Genomic DNA, 22,876 nt, shown 5'->3' on the forward strand with positions numbered 1-22,876 from the left:
GTGTACTGCGGGGTAGGTGGTGGAGGGTCAGCCGGAGGTGCAGGGTTCGTTGGACAGGCCTTCTCCGGCGTCGGAGGCCGTGTTGCTGCATTCGACGACGTTGTCGCGCACGGGCTTCAGGGAGTAGCCGAGACCGGGTCCGTTGACCTGGGCGACGTTGTCCCGGAAGACGTTCTCGGTGCCCCAGCCGTCCACGATCTCGTGGGTCTGGAAGCCGTCCTGGGGTGAATCGGCACCGGTGTTCTCCTCGATGACCCAGCCGCGGCCCTTCACGTCCACCCAGGAGTCCGCCTCGACGATCCCGGAGCCGTCGAAGGTGTTGGCCCGCAGGACGCCGTCGGAGGTGCCCTCCTTGATGTCGACGTTCTCCGAGGTGGTCCCGGAGATGGTGTTCCCGGAGATCTCGTTGCGGTCGCTGCGATCAGGCTCGCAGTTGCTGATGTCGCACCAGTTGCTCTCGGCCGTGCCGATGTAGATGCCCTCGCCGAACTTGGGCTTCCGCCGGCCGGTGTTGCTGATGGTGTTCCCGATGACCCGGTTGTCGGTGCTGAACTTGCGCAGGTGGATCGCCTCGTCGCCGATGGTCGTGACGGTCAGTCCGGAGATGGCGGTGTTGGTGCTCTGGTCCACCATGACCCCCTTCTGGCCGTTGCGGACGGTGAATCCCTGCAGCACCCAGTAGGAGGAGTCCTCCAGGTGGAACACGTAGCCGTCCTCCGTGGTGCCGCCGTCGAGGATGCTCTCCGCGTTGCCGCAGAGCATGATGGGCTGCTCGGCCGTGCCGGTCGCGCTGGCCGTGAAGTTGCCCGTGTACACGCCTGCCCCGAGGCCGATCACGTCGCCGGGCTGGGCGGCGTCGAGCGCGTTCTCGAGATCGGTGGAGTTCGCCACCCGGACGGTCGGCTCCGGGCACTCGACGGGCGTGGCCACCGGTCCGGGCGCCGGTTCGACCTCCTGGCTGGTCTGCGGCGTCGGCTCCTGCTCGTCCCGCGCGGCGCCCTTCCCGTCCGGCCGGTTCAGGGCCACCACCACGACGACGGCGGCGACGACGAGCGCGACGACCGCGAGGACCAGCGCGGTGATACCGCCGCGGCGCGTCACTGGGCCTTCCGGACGTCGTCGATGCGGACGATTCCCCGGCTGAGGGCCGTCAGTGGGACGCGCTCCTCGTAGGGGTTGCGGATGGTGCGCACGCGGAGGTGCCGCTTCCGGGTGAAGGCGGTGGCCACGAGCAGGGCTCCGAGCATCAGCCAGACGAAGGTCAGCGGCTGGAAGACGGAGTTCATGACGCTGTGGACGGTGGGAGCGGGATGCCAGTTCAGCAGTTCGTTCTCCTCGACCAGGGCGCCCGTGGAGGTCTCGTCCCAGATGGCCACGGTTCCGTAGCCGCCCACGTTGTTGCCGGTGACCTCGGTGCCGGGAACGTCGCCCAGCAGCGAGATGCCGTGACCGGACAGCGAGGTCATGGTGTTCCCGGTGACCGTCGCGGTGGCGTCCCGGACGTACACGCCCGTGTCGCCGCCGGAGATCGTGTTGCGGCGGATGTCCGCGTTGGCGCCGGCGTCCCGCACGGCGATGCCCTGCCGGCGCTGGTCGCGGATCTCGTTGTCGATGATGTGCACGCTCTCGGCCGCGTAGTTGACCACGACACCCACCTCGTTGCCGCGGATGGTGTTGCCCGTCAGGCGCAGGTTGTTGCCGCCGCTGAGCTCGACGCCGTAGCGCCCGTTGTCGGCGAGGGTGCTCTTCAGCACGCGGTTCCCGCCGTAGGTGACCACGGCGGTCCCGACGGCGTTCGGGCCGTCCGCGAGCGGCTGGCCGTCGAGCGAGATGCCGTTCCGGCCGTTACCGCTCGCCGTGACCTCCAGCAGGTCCACCCGCGTGCTGGAGCGGCCCACGGTGATGCCGTCCACCGCGTTGTCCGAGGAGGACGTCGCGGTGATCGTCGCGTCCTTGACGGAGCGGTGCAGCACGAGGCCGTCCACCAGGCTCCCGGTGATGGCGGTGTCGCGGATGGCGACGTCCCTTGCGTTGGTGACGAACAGTCCGAAGGCGTTGTCCTTCACGGTCAGGTTGTCGATGCCGGCGGTGACCACGCTGTAGTCGAGCTCCGTCTGGTCCCCGAGGGACTGCAGGTCCGCCTCCGGCAGCAGCCGGGCGCCCGCGGGGGCCACGGGCTCCGGGGTCGCCGGCGCGTCCTGGAACGTACCGGCCGTGTCCGTCCCGGTCAGGGCGAGGCCGCCCGTGTTGCCGCTCCAGAAGCCGAGCGAGGAGACGGTCGCGTGGGAGAACGAGGCGTGGCCGCCGATCACGCGGACATAGGCGCGCCCGTCGGAGGTGTCGGTGTCCGCTCCGGAGCCGTCCCAGCTGGTGATCGCGACGTCGGACTCCTCCGTGCCGGCGATCGTGAGCGAGCCGCCGAGGGCCACGACGGAGACGAAGGCGTCCTCGTTGCTCTGCATCCGCACGGTGATGCCCTCTCCCCCGCTGAACGAGAGCGTGGCACCGGGCAGCACCACGATGTTCTCGGTGAGGAGGTAGGTCGACGACGCCAGCTGCTTGAAGGTGTCCGGGGCGAGCTGGAGCAGGTCCGCGGTCGTGTACGGCTCCGTGCGGGCCGGCAGCACGAGCGTGTTCGTGGCTCCGGTGTGGAGGCGGTAGGGTCCCTCGAGCCCGTCCACGCGCCAGCGCGCGGCGGAGGCGATGGTCCTGACGTAGACGAGGCGTTCCTCCTCGCTCTGGACGATGCGCGCCTCGCTGCGGGGATCCCCCGTGTAGAGCTCCCCCTGCACGTTGCCGTTGGCGGCGATCTCGTTGCGCCCGACGGCGTCGGCCTCGGACTTCTTCCAGACGTTGCCGGCAGCGATGAAGCCCGCCCCGACGAGGGCGATGAACACGAGCGCGAGGAGGCTGAGGAGGATCGGTTTCCGGTTCGTCATGCCACGGCCTCCTGTCCGTTCTGGGCCACGTCCGTCTTGGACTCGAGGCTCACGGCGTCCTGGCCGTCGCCGCCGATCTGGTCGGCGTGCCGCGTCAGCCAGCCCTGCTTGTTCATGGTGGCGAAGGCGTAGAGCTTGATGGGCAGCGCCACGAGGATCACGGCGAAGGCGAGGACCGGCAGGATCAGGATGTCCTGCGGGTGGCGGCGAAGGTGGGAGATCCCGCGGATACCCCGGCCGAGGAGCAGCCAGGACAGCGCGGCGGCGACGCCGAGCACGGTGAAGTCCAGGCGGTTGAAGATGAGGTAGAACATGGTCAGGCCCATGGTCACCGGCGTCAGCAGGATCTGCAGGACGGTGACCTTCGTGATGAAGGGGACGCGCCACAGCCACCCGGTGCCGATGGCCGTGAGGTAGCAGCGGTAGGAGTTCCGGCTCCACCGGATGCGCTGCTTGACGAAGGCCCGGAAGCTGGCGGGGAACATCGAGAGGGCCCGCGCGGTGGACTGGTGGACCGTCTTGTAGCCGGAGGCGAGGACCAGCCAGGTCAGGCGGCCGTCGTCGCCCGAGATGCAGCGCTTGCCGAGGAAGTACTCGTTCTCGAGGTGCTCGAGGACGGGCATCACGGCGGAGCGGCGGTAGACGGCCGTCCGGCCGGAGATGCAGGGCACGGCGCCCGCCGCGCCCATCGCGGGAACGTAGTCGAGGTAGCGCAGGTTCACGAGCCAGTCGGCTACGCGGCGCCACACGCTCGTCTCCCGCTTGTACACGGTCTGGTGGGTGCCCACTGCTCCGACGAGCGGATCGATGAACGGCATCTGCACGTTCTGCAGCAGGTCCGGCTGCCACCACGTGTCCGAGTCGGTCAGGACCAGGATGTCGTGCTTGGCGAGGCGGATACCCGCCCCGAGCGCGGACCGCTTGCCCACGTGGTGGAAGAGGATCGGCTTGATCGTGGGGTCCTGCAGCGCCTCGATCCGGGCGTAGGCATCGAGGTCCTCGACGTCGAGGACGATGATGATCTCGTCCGGGTGCTGGGAGCGCCACGACTCGAGGGCGCTCATCAGGATGTCCGGGTCCTCGTGGAAGGACGGCACCACCACGGACGTCGTCGTCCGGTAGTTGGTCACGATCGGCTTCGCCCGGTGCGAGAGGATGAACCGGTACAGCCAGAGGGCCCACACGATGGCGCCGGCGACGGCGACCGGGAAGTAGGGCGAGACCTCCGCCCAGAAGGCGCTGACGTCCGTCCAGTCCAGGCTGGAGGTCCAGGCGGACCACTGGGAGCCGAGGACGTCGAGTCCGACGTCGAGGGTCGAGCCGGTGGTGGCTGCTAACGGGAATGGGTGCACGGATGTCCTAGGGCAGGATGGAGCGGCTGGTGGACTGCACGTCAGCGGGCAAGATGCGCCAGGCCGGACGCCGCAGTCGGGCTGCGGAGCGGCGGGCGCATGGTCGCTGAAAGAACATCAGCAACCTTCTGTTTCGACACTAGGGCAGCCGCCCGTCGAGCTCATCACTCGAAAATCTCGCCCGCCCTACTTGGACGCCGGCCCCCTCTTACTCCGTGGGAATGCCGGTCGCCGCCGCGGCCGCGGCGCGGCCGGGCAGGGGCACAGGCGCGGCACGGAGGTGCGACAGCGACCGCCGACCAGCCCCTGACTAGGGCCTTTGCCGGCAGGCAGAGTGACCGGACGGCCGCCGGCGGGAGCGCCGGCGTGGGAGCGAGTAGTTCCTGGGCTACTGCCCGGCGGAGGCCCGGCCGTTGCCGCGGGTCCCGGCAGCGCCGCACAAAGAATCACGTGTAACGCATCACACCTTGACCGGGGCGTGCTATCGGTGCCGCGCGTCCGTCCGCACGGGAGGAGCTACTCCCCCAGGACCTCGGCGGCTTCCATCCACTGCGCCTCGAGATCCTCGATCTCCACCTGCAGCTCCTGCAGGCGCGTGTTGAGGCCCGCGATGTGCTCGAAGTCGGCGTCCGCCTTCGCCCCGGCGTCGTTCATCTGCTGCTGCAGCTTGCCCTTCTGGGCGTCCACCTTGGTGATCTGCCGTTCGATCCGGGCGAGGTCCTTGCGGGCCTGCCGCAGCTCCGCCTCCGACGAGCCGCCGGTGGAGCCGCCGCTGATGGCGGGCGACGCCGCGCTCCCGGTGGCCGTCATGGGGCCCGCGGCGTTGCGCAGCTCGAGGTACTGGTCCACGCCGCCGGGCAGGTCCCGCAGCCGGCCGTCGCCGAGCAGGGCCATCTGGGTGTCCGTGACGCGCTCGAGCAGGTAGCGGTCGTGGGAGACCACCACGAGGGTGCCCGGCCAGCCGTCCAGGACGTCCTCGATCGCGGACAGCGTGTCGGTGTCAAGGTCGTTGGTGGGCTCGTCGAGCATCAGGACGTTGGGCTCGCCGACGAGCAGCCGGAGGAGCTGGAGGCGCCGCCGCTCGCCACCGGAGAGCTCGCTGACCCGTGTCCACTGCTTCTCATTGGTGAAGCCGAGCTGCTCCACCAGCTGGCTCGCGGAGACCTCCTTGCCGCCGACGGCGAAGACCCGCTTCTCCGACTCGATGACCTCGATGACGCGGCTGTCGGAGACGTCGTCGAGCTCGCGGACCTCCTGGGAGAGCACGGCCGTCTGGACGGTCTTGCCCTTCTTCACCTTGCCCGAGGTGGGCTGCACCTCACCGTTGAGCAGCCGCAGCAGGGTGGTCTTGCCCGAGCCGTTGACGCCCACGAGCCCGAGGCGCTGACCCGGCGCGAGCCGCAGCGTGATCCTGTCGAACAGCTGCCGTTCGGAGCCCTCGCCGTCGTCGATGGTCAGGCTGACGTCCTCGAGGTCGAGCACGTCCTTGCCGAGCCGGGACATCGCCATCTTGCTGAGCGCGAGGGAGTCGCGCGGCTCGGGGACGTCGGCGATCAGCTCGTTCGCCGCCTCGATGCGGAACTTCGGCTTCGCGGTGCGGGCCGGAGCGCCGCGCCGGAGCCAGGCGAGCTCCTTCTTGACGAGCTGCACGCGCTTGGACTCGATCACCGCGTTCATGCGGTCCCGCTCGGCACGCGCGAGGACGTAGGCGGCGTACCCGCCGTCGAAGTCGTCGACGACGGCGTCGTGGACCTCCCACGTGTGGTTGCAGACCTCGTCGAGGAACCAGCGGTCGTGGGTCACCACGAGGAGTCCGCCCTCGGTGGCACGCCAGCGCTGCTGCAGGTGCCGGGCCAGCCAGGCGACCCCCTCCACGTCCAGGTGGTTGGTGGGCTCGTCGAGCATGATGACGTCGTCGTCGCCGATCAGGAGCTTGGCGAGCGCCACCCGCCGCTTCTGCCCGCCGGAGAGCGAGGACACCTTCGCATGCCAGTCGACCTCGGAGACGAGCCCGCCCATGACGTCGCGGATCTTCGGGTTCGACGCCCACTCGTGGTCCGCCTGGTCGCCGACGATGGCCTGCCCCACCTCGAGGTCGCCGTCGAGCACGTCCGACTGGTCGAGGTAGCCGACGGCGACGTCGCGGCGCTTGGTGACGCGCCCGGAATCGGGGGCGCTCCGCTGGGCGAGCAGGCGCATGAGGGTGGACTTGCCGTCGCCGTTGCGCCCCACCATCCCGATGCGGTCGCCGTCCTCGAGTCCGAGGGACACGTTGTCGAGGATGGTGCGGGTGACGAAGGCGACGCTGAGGTTTTCCGCGCCGAGGAGGTGTGCCAAGGGGATGCTGCTTTCGGTTGGAGCGGTGGTGCGGGGTCAGCCCGCGACGTCTGTGGCGATCCGGGCGCCGTGTGCCGGGCCGTGCACGGACGCCGCCTGCAGTCCCTCGGTTCCGAGGAGTGACTCCAGTTCGGCCGCGTGGCCGGAGCTCTTGGTGAGGAAGGCGATGGTGGGACCGGAACCGGACACGATGCCGGCCAGTGCACCGGCGGCCTTCCCCAGGTCAAGGATATCGCCCAGCGCGGGCGCGAGTTCGAGCGAGGCCTGCTGCAGGTCGTTGTGCAGCAGCGGGGCCAGGCCCAGCGCGTCCCCGGCGCGCATGGCACCGAGGATCGCGGGATCGATGGACGGCTGGGGATCGGGCTCCACGCCGTCGCGCAGGCGGATCTCGTCGAGCCTGCGGTACACCTCCGGCGTGGACAGCCCGTAGCCGGAGGTCACCAGGACCCAGTGCAGGGGCGTCTTCGAGATGGCCGGGGTGAGCCGGTCCCCCACGCCGAGGCCGACGGCGGTGCCGCCGACGAGGGCGAACGGGACGTCGGCGCCGAGGTCGACGGCGATCTTGGCCAGCTCGTCCCGGGAGAAGCCGCTGCCCCAGAGGGCGTCGCAGGCGAGCAGGGCCGCGGCGGCGTCCGCCGATCCGCCGCCCATGCCCCCGGAGATGGGGACGCGCTTGGTGATGTCGAGGTGCACGCCGGTGCGGCCGGGGCTCACCTCGGCGAGGAGCTCGGCGGCGCGCACCGCGAGGTTGGTGCGGTCGAGCGGGATGGACTCGGCGGGCAGGTTGAGCGTGCCCTGGCCGTTCACCGTGACGCTGATGCCCTCGCCGGCAGTCTCGGTGGCCGTGACCTCCTCGTACAGGGAGACGGCGAGGAAGACGCTGGCGATCCCGTGGTAGCCGTCCTCGCGCGGCGGGCCGACCATGAGCGAGACGTTGATCTTGCCGGGGGCCCTGACGCGCACCGAGCGGGCGCCGGAGCGCATGTCGACTGTTCTGCCCGAGACCATACCCTCCAACCTAGCCCACTGTTCCCTGCGCCGTTCAGCTGGCGTCGGGGACGCCCGCCGCTTGTGCGCGTGCTTCCGCGATGCGGGCGAAGGCGACGACGTCGAGCACCTCGCCGCGGGCGGTGGGGTCCACTCCCGCCGCACGCAGCGCCTGCTCCGCCAGGACGGGCGACCCCGCCCAGCCCGCGAGCGCGGCCCGCAGGGTCTTCCTGCGCTGGGCGAAGGCGGCGTCGATCACGGCGAACACCTGCTCGCGCGTGGCGGTGGTGGCCGGGGGTTCGCGGCGCGTGAAGCGGACCAGGCCCGAGGCGATCTTCGGGGCGGGCCAGAACACGTTCATGCCGATGACGCCGGCCTTGGACATGCTCGAGTACCAGGCTGCCTTGACCGACGGGACACCGTAGGTCTTCGAGCCGGGAGGAGCCGCCAGCCTGTCCGCCACCTCGTCCTGCACCATCACGAGGCCGTGGCGGAGGGAGGGGAAGCGTTCGAGGAGGTTGAGGACCACGGGAACGGCGACGTTGTAGGGCAGGTTGGCCACGAGCGCCGTGGGGTCCTGCGGCAGCTCGGTGACGCGCAGGGCGTCCTCGAGGACGACGTCGAGGGAGGCTGCGCGCTCCGGCCGCCACTGGGCGATGGTGCCCGGCAGCTTCCGCGCGAGGACGGGATCGATCTCGACCGCGACCACCCGCTCGGCGGCGTCGAGCAGCCCGAGCGTGAGGGACCCGAGCCCGGGGCCCACCTCGAGGACCGTCTCGTCCGTCCCGAGGTTCGCTGCGGCGACGATCCGGCGGATGGTGTTGCCGTCGATCACGAAGTTCTGCCCGAGGGTCTTGGTGGGGCGGATGTCCACCTCGGCCGCGAGGCGTCGGATGTCGGCGGCTCCGAAGAGGGGTGCGGGCGGGCCGGCGGCAGGGGGCGATGTCACCCCGTCATCGTATCGGTCCTGCCGGAAGGACCTGGTGCACGCGCCCGGTCCGCCTCCCGCAGCCTGACCGTTCCCGGGAGTCGACGGCGCCGGATGGAAGCCCTGGTCTCAGGAGGGCTTCCGGCGCCGCCGACCCACTCGGGGGCAGAGTCCCTGCTGGGGGGAGGGACCCTGCCGGACGCACCGCCGTCTTCCGGTCTCAAGAGAAGGACGGTACTAAGAGGCGGGCCGGCGACAGCACGGTGGCTGGCGGACCTCGCTTTCCCTGCCCACACAGTACGAACACGGTGCGCTCCCGGGCACCAGTGCCCGCCACCCCAGTTGGGGAGGCCGGTACGCGGTACCCCACCGGGAACTACTCGTGCCCTGACGGTCCGTGGTGCCGTGCGGAGGCCGGGCGTCAGTCCCAGCTGCCGTACACGGCCTCGGTGTTCTCGGTCAGCCGGGCGCAGAGGGCGTCGAGGCCGGTGTCGAGGATCCCGGCCATGGCGCGCACCGTGTAGGGCACCATGTAGGCGGCATTCGGGCGGCCTCGATGCGGATGGGGCGTGAGGAACGGGGCGTCGGTCTCGGTGAGCACGAGGGCGGGGTCGGCGACGAGCAGTGCCTCCCGCAGGTTGTCGGCGTTCCTGAAGGTCACCGTCCCGGCGAAGGACATGTACCAGCCGTGCTCGTTGCAGATCCGGGCCAGGCCCGCGTCGCCGGAGAAGCAGTGCAGCACCACGCGCTCCGGGGCGCCGTCGGCGAGGAGGGTGGCCACGACGTCGTCGTGGGCGTCGCGGTCGTGGATCTGCAGCGCCTTGCCCAGCCGCCTGGCGATGTCCAGGTGGCGGCGGAAGGACGTGAGCTGGCTCCCGCGGCCGCCCTCCCCGGTCCGGAAGTAGTCGAGTCCCGTCTCGCCGAGCGCGCGGACGCGCGGACCGGCGGCGAGGTGCTCGATCTCCCCGAGCGCGTCCTCGAGCGTCCCGGCCTCCGCCAGCAGGGGCGCGTCATTGGGGTGCAGCGCCACCGCGCCGAGGAGCCGTGCGTCCTGTTCGACGACGGCGGCGGTGAAGCGCGACGACGCCAGGTCCGTCCCCACCTGCACAGCCCCCCTGACCCCGGCGGCCTCGGCGGCGTCGAGGGCCTCCGTGATGGACACCTCCACCGATCCCTCACGGAAGTCGAAGTGCGTGTGGTTGTCGATCACGGGAACGGGCAGCGGTTCCGGCAGCGGCGGGTAACCGCCCTTCCGGCGCCGTCGCGCCTCGGCCGCGCCGTCGTCGCTGGTGTTGCCCGGGGTGCCGTTGCCGCCGTCCGTGCCTGCCGTGCCTGCCGGCTCCCGGTACGCCGGTGGGGTCTCCCCCGCCTCGTAGGGATGCCGGACGCCTGCTGCGCTGTTACACATGCTTCAAGACTAGTTCCGGTGCGGAACTTATCCCCCGGGGAGCAAGTTGAGCTAGTAACCTGTTGAATCATTCAGCTGCGGCCTGCCCTGCCTCGCGCAGGCAGGCCGCAGCCGTCCACTGCGTGTCGATCGTCCGGCCGTCAGGCCGCCGCCAGCCACCGCAGCCGCACGCATGGAAGGTACCCATGGACGTCCAGCACAACATCGCCGAGGTCGCAGCGGATCCACGACTGGCGGGACCAGCGGAGCCGGACGTTCCCGGAGCCAGATTCCACGACATCAGCACGCGGATCCTGCACTCCATCGACACGGTGATCGACGGGAAGCCCGAAGCCGCGCGGCTCGCCCTCACGGTACTGCTGGCCCAGGGCCACCTGCTCCTCGAGGACGTGCCCGGCGTCGGCAAGACCATGCTGGCGAAGACCCTCGCACGGACCATCGACTGCACCGTGAACCGCATCCAGTTCACCCCCGACCTCCTGCCCTCCGACGTCACCGGGGTCTCGATCTTCAACCAGGACTCCCGCCGCTTCGAGTTCCGGCCCGGTCCGGTCTTCGCGAACATCGTGATCGGCGACGAGATCAACCGCGCGTCCGCCAAGACGCAGTCCTCCCTCCTGGAGTGCATGGAGGAGCACCAGGTGACCGTGGACGGGCACACCCACTCGCTCGGCGAGCCGTTCATGGTGGTCGCCACGCAGAACCCCATCGAGATGGAGGGCACCTATCCCCTCCCCGAGGCCCAGCGCGACCGCTTCATGGCGCGGATCTCCATGGGGTACCCGGATGCGCACGCGGAGGCCGACATGCTCGAGAGCCACCAGTCGGTGTCGCCGCTCGCGGCGATCCGCCCGGTGGCGAGCGTCGCGGACATCGCCTCGATGATGCGCCAGGTCCGCGGCGTCTACGTCTCGCCGGCCGTCAAGGACTACACGGTGGCCATCGGCCGCGCCACGCGGGAGCACCCGCGGCTGCGGCTCGGTGCCAGCCCCCGTTCCCTGCTGCAGCTCCTCCGGGCGGCGAAGGCGGGCGCCGCCCTCGAGGGCCGGGACTTCGTCCTCCCGGACGATATCGCGGCCATCGCCGACGCCGTGCTCGCCCACCGTCTCCTGCTCGACCGCAAGGCCACCAGCGCCGGCGAGACGGCGTCGACGATCGTGCGGGACGTCCTGTCGCGCGTGCCGGTGGCCCGCGAGGCGCAGCGGCGATGACTCCCACCCCCGGCACACGTCCCTCCTAGCCCCGGCGGATCCAGATGGCACTCCTCGACAGGCTCCCCTCGCGCATCCTCACCGTGCGCGGGTGGGGCTTCGTCCTCACCGCCGTGGTCGCACTGCTGTTCGCGCAGGTCCTCGGGCGCCGCGACCTCCTGTACGTGGGCGTCCTGCTCCTGGCGCTGCCGCTGGTCTCGGTCCTCGTGCTGAGGATCGTCAAGCCGCGGTTCGCGGTGGGCCGCCGCTTCCAGCCGCAGTCGATGGAGATCGGCTCGACGACGACCGTCACGCTGTCCCTCACGGCATCGGTGGCCGGCGGGGCGAGCATCTCGATGGAGGAGCGGCTCCCCGCGCGGTTCGGGCAGGCACCGCAGTTCACCTACCCGTCGCGCAACCCGACACGCGAGGGCGTCTCCCTCTACGAGTACCGGCTCCGCTCCGCATCGCGCGGCGTCTACGACATCGGCCCCGTCACGGCCGAGTTCACCGATCCCTTCGGGCTCGGCAAGTCCCGCCACGTGCTCGGTGGCACGGACGCCCTCGTGGTCACGCCGGCCCCCGTCGAGCTGCTCGCCTCCGCCCTCTCCGGCTCCCGGGGCAGTGACGGCATGGCCGCCACGCGCCGCCAGGCCAACCCGAGCGACGACGACGTCATGACGCGCGAGTACCGGCACGGGGACTCGATGCGCCGGGTCCACTGGGCCGCGACGGCACGCCACAGCGAGCTCATGGTGCGGCAGGAGGAGTCCGTGACCACACCGCAGGCCACCCTGCTCATGGACCAGCGGCACCACGGCTTCAGCACCGGGTTCAGCGCGGCGTTCGGCGTCGACGGCGGTAACGGCCTGTCGACCTCACCCACCTTCGAGTGGGCCGTCACCGCGGTGATGTCCATCAGCGCGCACCTGCTGGAGCGCAACTACGTCCTGCGGTTCCTCGACCACCAGGGCGCTCCCGCGCTGCTGCACTCGCCGTCCGCGCCGTTCCCGTCCGACGAGGAGCACCACGGCCAGGGCGCCGTGGCAGGCATCGCGGAGGGGCTCGCCGCCCTCGAACTCGCTCCGGAGACCGGGCGCCGCACAGGGGCGGACGAGACCGGTGGCAGCACCATGGTGCGGGCAGGCGAGCTGGCGCGCAGTGCCGCGCAGCGCATCCGCCGCTCCACCGCCGAGACCGCCCAGAAAGCGCCGCACGCCGCCTACGGGGACGATCTCCTGGACAAGCTCGCCACGACACGGCACCGCGGCCCCCTCATCGCGGTCCTCGGGACGATCACCAGCGAGGAGGCTCGGGCCCTGGCCTCGGCGGCCGACTACGGCTCGGCGTGCTACGCCATCATCACCACCGAGCGGCCCGCCGACTCCCAGCGGCAGCTCGACATCCTGCGCGCAGCCGGCTGGCACGCCACAGCCGCCTCCCCCGCGGCGCACCTGCCCGCAGTCTGGGCCGGGCTCGGGAACGCGGTGCACGCGACGTCCACCGGGCCCTCGCCGTCGTCGCAGTCCCCAGGACCGATCCGCGCCTCCCGTGCCACCGCACGGGACACCACCCACAGGGAACCGGCATGACCTCGACACTCTCCCGCCCGGCGCCCGCCGCCACGCCCGCGCCGTCGCCCGCCTCCGGCGCCCCCCTCGCCGACCCGTGGCACTGGGCGGTCACCGGGGCGTCCCTCCTCGCGGTCCTCGCGGCGGCGACCAGCCTGAACGGCGTCGTGGAGCCGTGGGCCTGGCTGTCCCCCGTCCTGCGCACGCTCGTCCCCGTGCTCCTGGCCATGGCGCTGACCCGGACCCTCCGCCTGGGCGGCGTCCTCTCGGCGCTCGTGGGCGTCCTCGCGCTCGTCGGCGCCCTCACCGCCCAGTTCTTCCCGCGGCAGAGCATCCTCGGCGTCGTCCCCGGGCCGGGCACGTCGTTCGAGCTCCGGCGCCTCCTCGCGCAGGCCGAGGAGACCGTCGTCTCCCAGGTGGCCCCGGTGCTGCCCGGCGCCGGCATCTTCCTCGTGATCTGCGCGGCGCTGGGGCTCATCGCCATCATCGTGGACGTCTTCTCGACGACGATGCACATGCCCGCGGCCGCCGGGCTCGGGCTCCTCACCGTCATGATCACCCCGGCCATCGTGAAGCCCAACGGTGTCGGGATGTTCGCGTTCATCACCACCGTCCTCGCGTTCCTGTTGCTGCTCGCGCTCGCGCAATGGCGTGAGAACCGCATAGCGGCCGGTGGCACCCGGGCGTCCTCCGGCTTCGCGGGTCGCAGCGCGATCATCGGCGCGGCGGCGCTCGCCGTGACCGTGATCCTGCCGCTGTTCATCCCGGGCTTCAATTCCGGTGCCTTTCCGCAGGGAGCGCGCATGAATGTCTGGGGCAGCGCCACGGGCCTGAACCCCGCAGTGACGCTCGGCAACGACCTGCGCAATCCCACGGGCTTCGGGCGCATCACCTACTCCACCAACTCGGATGCGCCCCTCTACCTGCGCGCGGTCACCCTCGAGGACTTCAGCGGACGGCGGTGGGAACCGGACCAGAGGATCGACGACCGCGAAGGGGGCGTCGCCGAGATCGGCGCGGAGGAGGGCACCCCGGTGAGCCCGCCCGAGAGCAGCACCGTGTTCACGCGCATCACGACGCAGAGCTACGCGAGCCCCTGGCTCCTCTCCCCCTACGCGCCCGTCGGGATCAGCAACCTCTCCGGGAACTGGGAATGGGACCCGGCGAACCTCTCGATCCTCGCCACCGACGGAGGGTCCACGGCGCGCCAGGAGTACGTCGTCGAGAGCCGCGCGGCCGCCCTCACGCGTGAGGGCCTCGGCACCATCGGACCCTCCGAGCCCGAGCTCGTCCCGGAGGTCTTCTCGGAGCTACCCGAGGACACCCCGGAGATCGTCCGCTCGACGACCGAGGAGGTGGCCGGCGAGTTCGTGAACCCCTACGACAAGGCCCTGGCGATCCAGAGCTACCTGCGTGGTGCCCAGTTCACGTACTCCGTGGAGGCCCCGGTGGACGGCGGGTACGACGGCAGCGGCATGGACGTGATGGCCCGCTTCCTGGAATCCAAGTCCGGCTACTGCGTCCACTACGCCGGCACCATGGCCGTCATGGCGCGTGCTGCCGGGATCCCCAGCCGGGTGGCCATCGGGTACACGCCGGGCAGCCCCACGGGCGACACGGAGGAGGGCCCCGAGGGGACGGAGCTGCGCGAGTTCGTGGTCGATTCGCGCAACGCCCACGCGTGGCCCGAGCTGTACTTCGAGGGCGTGGGATGGGTCCAGTTCGAGCCGACGCCGTCCCGCGGCGTCGTCCCGACCTACGCCCAGCGGGCGTTCTCACCGGTGGGGCCCCGCGCGGACGACACGGATGCCCTGAACCCCGGCGGGGCCCTGGGCGGAGCGGGCCTGACGGGCCCGAGCGCCGAGGCATCGGAGAACGCCGACGATCCCCGGGCGGCGGGTCCGCAGGACGAGGCACGACCCATGGCGGGCCTGCTCGCCGTCGGAGGGATAGCGCTCCTGGCACTCCTTCCGCTCCTCCTGCGGTCGGTGAGGACCCGGTCCAGGCGCCGCGCCGTCGAGGTCAGCGGCATGACCGACTCCACCGCGGACAGCCACGGTGCCGCCACCGCCGCGTGGGCCGAGACGACCGAGCTGGCCGGCGACTACGGCTACCCGCTCGAGCCCACCGACACGCCCCGCACCTTCGCCGGGCGCCTCCTGCGTGATGCGGGGCTGGAGGGTGGACCCGCGACGTCCCTGGGCAGGCTCAGGACCGCCTACGAGTACGAGGAGTACGCCGAACACGCCGACGTCGCACCGGCCGGCGGCCCCTTCCGGCCCGTCCCGACGCTCGCGCGCCGGGTGGCACCGCCGCGGTGGGAGGACGTCGACGCCGTCAGGCACGCGCTCCGGGGCGGCAGTCCCTGGTCCCGGAGGATCAGGGCCCGCCTGTTCCCGCAGTCCCTGCTCAACCGCTTCCGCGACCACCCGCACCGATGACGTCCGTCCGTGCTCGATCCGCGCACAGAACGCGGACCCCGCGCTGACCCCGCGCTACGACGCGTAGGGGTCGGCGATGCCCACGTACTGCGTGTAGAGGTACTCCTCGATGCCCTCCGCGCCGCCCTCGCGGCCGAGGCCCGACTGCTTGACCCCGCCGAAGGGCGCGGCGGCATTGGACACGACGCCCGCGTTGAGGCCCATCATGCCCGTGTCCAGCCGCTCGCCGAGGCGGAGGCCCCGGTTGAGGTCGCGGGTGAAGACGTAGGCCACGAGCCCGTACTCGGTGTCGTTGGCCAGGTCCACCGCCTCGTCCTCGGTGCTGAACGTGATGATCGGCGCCACGGGACCGAAGATCTCCTCCTGCATGATCCGGGAGGTCCGCGGCACGCCCTTGAGGACCGTGGCCTGGTAGAAGTAGCCGTCACCCGTGACGGGGGCGCCACCGGTCACGGCCTGCGCGCCGTCACCGACGGCGGCCGTCACGAGCTCGTGCACCTTGTCGCGGCTCTTCTGGTCGATCAGCGGGCCGAGCTTGGACCCGTCCTCCGTACCGCGCGCCGGGGTCATGGCATCCATGCGCTCGGCCAGGGCGGCGGCGAAGCGGTCGGCCACCGATTCGTGGACGATGAAGCGGTTCGCCGCCGTGCAGGCCTCGCCCATGTTGCGGAGCTTCGCCAGCATGGCGCCGTCGACCGCCGCGTCGAGGTCGGCGTCCTCGAAGACGAGGAACGGTGCGTTGCCGCCGAGTTCCATGGAGGTCCGCAGCACGTTCTTCGACGCCGCGGCGAGCAGACTGCGGCCGACCGGGGTGGAACCGGTGAAGGAGAGCTTGCGCAGGCGCCGGTCCTCGATCAGCGGTCCCGTGACGTCACCCGCGGTGGTGGTGTTGACGATGTTGAGCACGCCGGCGGGAAGGCCGGCCTCCTGCAGGACGGTCGCGAACAGGGAAGAGGTCAGCGGCGTGAGGTTCGCGGGCTTGAGCACCATCGTGCAGCCGGCGGCGATCGCCGGGGCGACCTTCCGCGTGGCCATGGCGAGCGGGAAGTTCCACGGCGTGATGAGCAGGCAGGGGCCCACGGGCTTCTTGCTCACGAGCAGCCGCGACCTGCCGTCGGGGGACGTGGAGTAGCGGCCCGACATGCGGACGGACTCCTCCGAGAACCAGCGCAGGAACTCGGCTCCGTACGTGACCTCGCCGCGCGCCTCGGCGAGCGGCTTGCCCATCTCGAGCGTCATCAGCAGGGCGAACTCGTCTGCCCGCGCGGTGACCAGGTCGAAGGCCCTCCGCAGGATCTCGCCCCGCTCGCGGGGCGCCGTACGGGCCCAGTCCGCCTGGGCGGCGACCGCTGCGTCCAGTGCCGCCATGCCGTCCTCGGGCGTGGCGTCGGCGAGGGTCAGGAGGGTGCGGCCGGTCGCCGGGTCCTCGACGTCGAACGTGGCACCGGAGGACGACGCCCGCCACTGTCCGTCGATGAGCAGCCCGGTGGGCACCTTGTCGAGTACTGCCTTCTCCTGCTCGGCCGTGACAGCCATAGTGGGCTCCTTCGCGAAGTGTCGGGGCGCGTCCCGAGGGGGACATTCCCGATCACGCTAGTCCCGGCCGAGAAGCAGTGTCCAGTGAAGGATGCACGGCCCGTCCGCGCTTCCTTTGGACACCTGCACAGTGCCGCGAGGTGTCGATCAGCGCGCGGCGATCACCGCTGCATAGAGTTCGCGCTTGCTGACGCGCGTCTCCGCCGACACGGCCGCCACCGCATCCTTGAGCCTCATCCCGCCGTCGATCAGCGCGTTGACGTCGGCCACGTGGTCCTCCGGGCGTGAGGGCGGCGCCTCCGGCGCTCCGGCGACGACGACGGCGATCTCGCCGCGCACCTCGCTCGCCTGGGCCCACTGCAGCAGCTCGAGGAGGGAGCCCCGGACCACCTGCTCGTGCACCTTGGTGAGCTCGCGGGCCACCGCCGCCTGGCGCTCCGAGCCGAACACCTGCTGCAGCGAGCGGAGCATCGGCTCGATGCGGTGGGGCGCTTCGAAGAACACCATGGTGCGGCGTTCGGCGGCGAGGTCGGCGAGGCGCCCGGCGCGGACCCCGGGCTTCCGCGGCAGGAACCCTTCGAAGCAGAACCTGTCGGTGGGCAGGCCGGACAGCGCGAGTGCCGCGAGGACGGCGGATGCGCCCGGCACCGCCGTCAGGTCGAGGCCCTCGGCCACTGCCGCCTCCACGAGCCGGTAGCCCGGATCGGAGACCGAGGGCATGCCGGCGTCGGTCACCATCAGCAGGGTGGCGCCGTCGCGCACCAGGTCGAGCAGTTCGGGCGTCCGCTCGGTCTCGTTGTGTTCGTGGTAGCTGATCACCCGACCCGTCACGGTCACGCCGAGGGCCTGCACCAGGCGGTGGAGGCGCCGGGTGTCCTCGGCCGCGACGACGTCGGCGGTGTGCAGCAGGCCGATCAGACGCTCGGTCGCGTCTCCCATGTTCCCGATCGGCGTCGCCGCGAGGACGATGCGCCCCCGCCCGCTGCCGTCGCCGGCGGTGCCGCGGTACGCCGTGACGGGAGCCCGGGTCCCTTCTTCGGCGGTGCCCACGGAATCGGCCAGGTCCTGGTCGGCGTCCGGACCCTGATCCTCGCGCTCGAAAGGGTCCTCGTCGGGCAGGTCGGGGCTGGCGGCGTCGTATGGCTGGTTCACCGCACCAGCCTAGCCGCCACCGCCGGCGAGGAACCCGGAGTGGCGGCCGGCCCACCTGCCGGGACCGCGCAGGGTCCGCCGGTAGCATGACAGCGTGAGCCACACCGCCGTCCGTCCCCGCCGGGACAGCCCGAACGAGGGCGGATCCTGGGTCGTCGCTCCGGCGCACGCCTACACGCGCGATGCCCTGGCGGCCCGGCTCCTCGGCGCCGCCGCCCCGGGCGGGGCCCTGCGCTGGATCCTCCCGCTCGCCATGGCGCTGATCGGCGGGGTGCTGCGCTTCGTACGGCTCGGCGAGCCCGGCTCGCTCGTGTTCGACGAGACGTACTACGTCAAGGACGCCTACTCGATGCTGCAGTCGGGCTACGAGCGCGAGTGGCCCGAGAAGGCCAACGAATCGTTCAACGCCGGCAACCCCGACGTCCTGCTCGACACCGCGAACTACGTGGTGCACCCGCCCGTCGGCAAGTGGATGATCGCCTTCGGGATGCTGCTGTTCGGTTCCGACAATGCGTTCGGCTGGCGCTTCTCGGCGGCGGTGATCGGCACGCTCTCGGTGCTGCTGCTCGCGTTCGTCGCCCAGCGGATGTTCGGCTCGGCACTCCTGGGCGCCGCGGCCGGGCTCCTCCTCGCCGTCGACGGCCACCACATCGTCGAATCACGCACCTCTTTGCTCGACATCTTCCTGAGCTTCTGGCTGCTCTCCGCCTTCGCGGCGCTCCTGCTGGATCGCGACGACGGCAGGCGCCGCCTGGCCCGCCGCCTCGCCGCGCTGGCGGGACGGCGGGACGACGGGCTGCCCTCCGCGCGCGGGCTGTCCTACGGGCCCTTCCTCGGGTTCCGGCCCTGGCGCCTCGTCGCGGGGGTGTGCCTGGGACTGGCGCTCGGCACCAAGTGGTCCGCCCTGCCGTTCATCGCGGCCTTCGGGCTCCTGACCGTGGCCTGGGACATGAGCGCCCGGCGTATCGCCGGCGTGCACCACTGGTTCCTCGCAGGTGCGGCCAAGGACGGCCCGCTCGCCTTCGCCTGCCTCGTGCCCGTGGCGCTGCTGACCTATTTGGGAACCTGGACGGGCTGGTTCCTCTCGGAGGGCGCCTATGACCGGACCTGGGCGGGGCGGAACCCGTCGGAGCAGTGGGGCTGGGTGCCGGACGGCCTGCGCTCGCTCGCGGAGTACCACCGCAGCGCCTACACGTTCCACCAGGGCCTCGGCTCGGACCACCCCTACGAGGCGAGCGCGTGGTCCTGGCTGGTCATGGGGCGCCCGACGTCGTTCTTCTACGAGAAGCCCGCCGGCTGCGGGGCCGATGCCTGCTCGCAGGCCGTGACCGTCCTCGGCAACCCGCTCATCTGGTGGAGTGCGGCGCTGTCGCTGATCGTGCTGCTGTTCTTCTGGCTGGGTCGCCGCGACTGGCGCGCCGCGGCGATCCTGACCGGCGTCGCCGCCGGCTACCTCCCATGGTTCCTCTACCCGGAACGCACCACCTTCTACTTCTACGCCGTGGCCTTCGAGCCGTATCTCGTCCTGTCCCTGGTCTACTGCCTCGGCCTGGTGCTCGGCGGGCCGGACGCCGGCCGGGCCCGGCGGCAGCGGGGTATCGTGCTGGTGGGGGTCTTCCTGGCAGTCGCCGTCGCGCTGTCGGCCTACTTCCTGCCCATCTGGACGGCCGAGATCATCACCTACGACCAGTGGCGCACGCGCATGTGGCTGCCGAGCTGGATCTAGGGCCCGGGCCCACCCGACCCTTCCCCAACGAAAGCGAGCAATGGTGCGCGAAGCCATCACGGAACTCCTGGTCGGGCTTCCACCGACCAGCAACACCACCGACCTCCTCCTGCGCACCTCCACCGCCGACCCGCAGCACGCGCTGTACGCGGTGCGGTCGGACGGCCGGTGGCAGGACGTGACGGCCGCGGAGTTCCTGCAGCAGGTGTCCGGCCTGGCCAAGGGCCTGGTGGCACGCGGGGTGCGGCCCGGGGACGCCGTCGCGGTGATGTCGAAGACCCGCTACGAGTGGACCCTGGCCGACGTCGCCATCTGGTTCGCCGGGGCCGTCACCGTCCCGATCTACGAGACGTCCTCGGCACACCAGGTGGCCTGGATCCTCGAGGACGCGCAGCCTTCGGTGGTCTTCGTGGAGGACCAGCAGAAGGCGGACACCGTGCTCGACGCCGCCGGACGCGCGGGCCGTGCGGACGCCACCACCGTGGTGCGCCTGACCGGCGACGGGTCCGGCGGGGACGAGACCCTCGCCTCGCTCACCGAGGGCGGTGCCGCGGTGACCGACCACGCACTGGAAGCGGCGAGATCCTCCCGCGGCCTCGCGGACCCCGCGTCGATCGTCTACACCTCGGGCACCACCGGGCGCTCCAAGGGCTGCGTGATCACCCACGGCAACTTCGCACTGTTCGCCGTCAACACGCTGGAGTTCCTGCCCGAGTTCCTGAAGCAGGAGAACGCCCGGACCCTCATGTTCCTGCCCCTCGCCCACGTCCTCGCGCGGGCGGTGCAGGTGGTGTGCTTCACCGGCGGCATCAAGCTGGCGCACTCCGGTTCCGCAGCCCAGCTCCTCGAGGACCTGACGACCTTCCGGCCCACATTCCTCCTGGCCGTTCCCCGCATCTTCGAGAAGATCCACGCGACCGCCGGCCGTCGTGCCGCCGAATCCGGCAAGGGGAGGCTCTTCGCGGCAGCCGAGCGCACCGCCGTCGCCTACTCACGGGCCGTCGATGCACGGGGCCGCGGAGGGCGCGGGCCCTCCCCCGCCCTGCGCGCCTCGCACGCCGTCTTCGACCGCATCCTCTACCCCCGGCTGCGCGCCGTCTTCGGCGGTGAGGTCACCTACACGGTCTCCGGCGCCAGTCCGCTCAGCGAGCACCTCGCCCACTTCTTCCGGGGCGCCGGCATCATGGTCCAGGAAGGCTACGGCCTGACGGAGAGCACCGCGCCGTGCACCGTGAACACGGTGCCCCTGACCCGCGTCGGCTCGGTGGGCATCCCCATGCCCGGCACGAGCGTCCGCCTCGACGACGACGGCGAGGTCCAGGTGAAGGGCACCGGCATCTTCGCCGGGTACCACCGCAACGACGCCGCCACGGCGGAGGCGTTCACCGATGACGGCTACTTCCGCACCGGGGACCTCGGCGTCCTCGACGAGGACGGCTTCCTGACCATCACGGGCCGCAAGAAGGACCTGCTCGTGACCGCCGCCGGGAAGAACGTGGCGCCCGGTCCGCTCGAGGAGAAGCTCCGCGAGAACCCGCTCGTGTCCCAGGCGGTCGTGGTGGGCGAGGGCAAGCCGTTCATCGGCGCCCTCGTCAGCCTGGACCGCGAGGCCCTCGGGCCCTGGGCCTCGGCGCACGGGAAGCCGGGCCTCACGGCCGAGCAGGCCGCGACGGACACCGAGGTGCTCGCCGACCTGCAGGCCGCCGTCGACGCCGCGAACGCGACCGTCTCCCGGGCCGAGCAGATCCGGCGCTTCACGGTGCTCGACGTCGAGTTCACGGTGGAATCGGGGCACCTGACCCCCACGCTGAAGCTCAAGCGCGCGGCCGTCGTCGCCGACTGCGCGGACGCCCTCGAGGACCTGTACGGTTCCGCCAAGCGCTAGGCCGCGTCGAGGTCTCCGCGGTAGCGCGATCGCAGGGCGTCCTGCGCCAGCATCGACCGGTCCCGCCGGGCCTTCGTGGGCCAGGTGAGGATGAGCGTGAGGAGGACCGCCGCCAGGACGAGCACGGCGACGGTGATGGCGGAATCCGTCCAGAACTGCTCGGGGAACAGCCGGATCAGCGTGTCGTCCACCCGGAACGTCCAGGTGCCCTCGGCGAAGAACAGGGCGTGCACCTGCGTGAAGAAGGTCTGCCAGGCGAGGATCGCGAGCACGGCCAGCGCGACGATGCCCACCAGCGTCAGGACCGCACCGGAGAACAGTGCCCGGCGGACACCGCCCTTGTACCGCCGGGCGAGGTAGGCGCACGCCAGGACGGCCAGCACGAAGAGCACCAGGGCGATGGCGAAGGACAGGCCCAGCACGCCCTTCACGTCGGCCATGTGCCCCACCTCGGACTCGAGGAAGAGCGGCTCGCCCTCCGGCGTCACGAGGCCGCCCAGGTAGCGCGGCGGCGCGAAGTTCAGGACGTAGTCGAGGGCGTAGGACCCGTAGGTCATGCGGTCATCCAGCGAGAAGCCGTATTGGTCGGCGGGAAACCCGGGGCGGTGGTACTCGAGCCACAGGAACGACGACGACGCGACGGCACGGACGGCCGCGGCCACCACGATGACGGGGAAGAAGAGCGCGACGACGACCTGCAGGAACCGTGCCAGGGCGGGCTTCGCGGCCACGGCCTGATCCCGGACCGCTGCCCGGCGGGCTGCCTCCTCGTCCGGAGGGCGGACCGAGAGCGCCGCCGTGTCCGTGGAGGGCTCCTCCGCGCCCACGGCCGTCGCGCCTCCCGGGCGGTCGGGCCGCCCCTCGTCCTCCTGAGGATCGGGCTGCCCGTGGTCCCCCTGCTCGGTCTCGGGCCTGCCCCCGGGCCCGCCATCGGTGCCGTCACCGGTCCCGTCTCCCCCGGTCGTCGGACGCACGTCGTCCCCGACCTGCCGCTCGTGGTCCCCGCCGTCAGCACGGCCGGCGTGTTCGCCGGAGTCGGTGCGGCCCACGCCGTCGTCCCCGACCTGCCGCTCGTGGTCCCCGCCGTCAGCACGGCCGGCGTGTTCGCCGGAGTCGGTGCGGCCCACGCCGTCGTCCCCGACCTGCCGCTCGTGGTCCCCGCCGCCGTCCCGCACCCGCGACAGGTCGGGCAGGGTGCCCGCTTTCCGCATCGGCAGGTTGTGGCGCTGCGCGACCCCCGGGACCGAGCTGCCCTCCTGCTCCGGGGAAACCCCCGGGGCCTCTGCCGGGCGTATCGCCGGGTCGTCGTTCGGGCGCCGGGCGCCGGAAGCGGTTGAACGGGTGCTGTCGGTCTCTGCCACTGCGCTGTCTCCTCGTCTGGTGCCCACCGGCGCTGGCCCGGCGCCTTCGACACTACCGGGCGT

The 22,876-nt window shown here is 71.5% G+C and carries 15 protein-coding genes; 5 read left to right on the forward strand and 10 right to left on the reverse strand.

What is annotated here, in order from left to right; all coding sequences use genetic code 11:
• Positions 1 to 27: 27 nt before the first annotated feature.
• The 7 genes from AC1MFI_RS00565 to AC1MFI_RS00595 form a co-directional block, all read right to left on the reverse strand.
• A complete protein-coding gene (locus tag AC1MFI_RS00565) occupies positions 28 to 1,101 on the reverse strand; it encodes a right-handed parallel beta-helix repeat-containing protein (RefSeq protein WP_479818768.1) in 1,074 nt (357 codons plus the stop codon).
• Complete coding sequence (locus AC1MFI_RS00570; protein WP_479818770.1) at positions 1,098 to 2,939, reverse strand: right-handed parallel beta-helix repeat-containing protein; 1,842 nt, start codon at positions 2,937 to 2,939, stop codon at positions 1,098 to 1,100. The genes AC1MFI_RS00565 and AC1MFI_RS00570 overlap by 4 nt, the downstream gene beginning before the upstream one ends.
• Positions 2,936 to 4,291 (reverse strand): glycosyltransferase, encoded by a 1,356-nt coding sequence (locus tag AC1MFI_RS00575; RefSeq protein WP_479818772.1) that lies wholly within the window; start codon positions 4,289 to 4,291, stop codon positions 2,936 to 2,938. The genes AC1MFI_RS00570 and AC1MFI_RS00575 overlap by 4 nt, the downstream gene beginning before the upstream one ends.
• A 516-nt stretch (positions 4,292 to 4,807) precedes the next feature.
• Positions 4,808 to 6,628, reverse strand: a complete 1,821-nt coding sequence (locus AC1MFI_RS00580) for an ABC-F family ATP-binding cassette domain-containing protein (RefSeq protein ID WP_479818774.1) — start codon at positions 6,626 to 6,628, stop codon at positions 4,808 to 4,810.
• Between the two features lie 36 nt (positions 6,629 to 6,664).
• The gene (locus AC1MFI_RS00585; RefSeq protein ID WP_479818776.1) at positions 6,665 to 7,636 is read right to left on the reverse strand and encodes a 4-(cytidine 5'-diphospho)-2-C-methyl-D-erythritol kinase; all 972 of its coding nucleotides are present in this window, start codon (positions 7,634 to 7,636) and stop codon (positions 6,665 to 6,667) included.
• A 34-nt stretch (positions 7,637 to 7,670) separates the two neighbouring features.
• Complete coding sequence (gene rsmA / locus AC1MFI_RS00590) at positions 7,671 to 8,564, reverse strand: 16S rRNA (adenine(1518)-N(6)/adenine(1519)-N(6))-dimethyltransferase RsmA (protein ID WP_479818778.1); 894 nt, start codon at positions 8,562 to 8,564, stop codon at positions 7,671 to 7,673.
• Positions 8,565 to 8,964: 400 nt separating this feature from the next.
• Positions 8,965 to 9,951, reverse strand: a complete 987-nt coding sequence (locus AC1MFI_RS00595; protein WP_479818780.1) for a TatD family hydrolase — start codon at positions 9,949 to 9,951, stop codon at positions 8,965 to 8,967.
• A 185-nt stretch (positions 9,952 to 10,136) separates the two neighbouring features.
• Between AC1MFI_RS00595 and AC1MFI_RS00600 the strand changes: the two genes are divergently transcribed.
• From AC1MFI_RS00600 to AC1MFI_RS00610, 3 genes are read left to right on the forward strand one after another with little or no spacing between them, the layout of a single operon-like run.
• Entirely contained in the window at positions 10,137 to 11,162 is a 1,026-nt protein-coding gene (locus tag AC1MFI_RS00600; RefSeq protein WP_479818782.1) for an AAA family ATPase, read from the forward strand.
• 44 nt (positions 11,163 to 11,206) lie between these two features.
• On the forward strand, positions 11,207 to 12,733 hold the full coding sequence (locus AC1MFI_RS00605; RefSeq protein WP_479818784.1) for a DUF58 domain-containing protein: 1,527 nt from the start codon (positions 11,207 to 11,209) through the stop codon (positions 12,731 to 12,733).
• Complete coding sequence (locus tag AC1MFI_RS00610; RefSeq protein ID WP_479818786.1) at positions 12,730 to 15,153, forward strand: transglutaminase TgpA family protein; 2,424 nt, start codon at positions 12,730 to 12,732, stop codon at positions 15,151 to 15,153. Before AC1MFI_RS00605 ends, AC1MFI_RS00610 begins: the two co-directional genes overlap by 4 nt.
• 54 nt (positions 15,154 to 15,207) lie before the next feature.
• On the opposite strand, the gene AC1MFI_RS00615 is transcribed toward AC1MFI_RS00610, so the two are convergent.
• Positions 15,208 to 16,689, reverse strand: a complete 1,482-nt coding sequence (locus AC1MFI_RS00615) for an NAD-dependent succinate-semialdehyde dehydrogenase (protein WP_479818788.1) — start codon at positions 16,687 to 16,689, stop codon at positions 15,208 to 15,210.
• Positions 16,690 to 16,836: 147 nt separating this feature from the next.
• Positions 16,837 to 17,658 carry a 16S rRNA (cytidine(1402)-2'-O)-methyltransferase gene (gene rsmI / locus AC1MFI_RS00620; RefSeq protein ID WP_479820952.1) on the reverse strand — a complete coding sequence of 274 codons (822 nt, stop codon included), beginning with the start codon at positions 17,656 to 17,658 and terminating at the stop codon, positions 16,837 to 16,839.
• 436 nt (positions 17,659 to 18,094) lie between these two features.
• Here rsmI and AC1MFI_RS00625 point away from each other — a divergent pair, with 436 nt between their 5' ends.
• Together AC1MFI_RS00625 and AC1MFI_RS00630 are read left to right on the forward strand one after the other, a co-directional pair.
• Complete coding sequence (locus AC1MFI_RS00625) at positions 18,095 to 19,567, forward strand: dolichyl-phosphate-mannose--protein mannosyltransferase (RefSeq protein WP_479820954.1); 1,473 nt, start codon at positions 18,095 to 18,097, stop codon at positions 19,565 to 19,567.
• A gap of 43 nt (positions 19,568 to 19,610) precedes the next feature.
• Entirely contained in the window at positions 19,611 to 21,452 is a 1,842-nt protein-coding gene (locus AC1MFI_RS00630; protein ID WP_479820956.1) for an AMP-dependent synthetase/ligase, read from the forward strand.
• Here the strand turns inward: AC1MFI_RS00630 and AC1MFI_RS00635 are convergent.
• A complete protein-coding gene (locus AC1MFI_RS00635; RefSeq protein WP_479818790.1) occupies positions 21,449 to 22,813 on the reverse strand; it encodes a TIGR01906 family membrane protein in 1,365 nt (454 codons plus the stop codon). The two genes, AC1MFI_RS00630 and AC1MFI_RS00635, sit on opposite strands and share 4 nt — an antisense overlap.
• Positions 22,814 to 22,876: the final 63 nt, after the last annotated feature.

The sequence above is a fragment of the Arthrobacter sp. BC5 genome, from assembly GCF_056680255.1.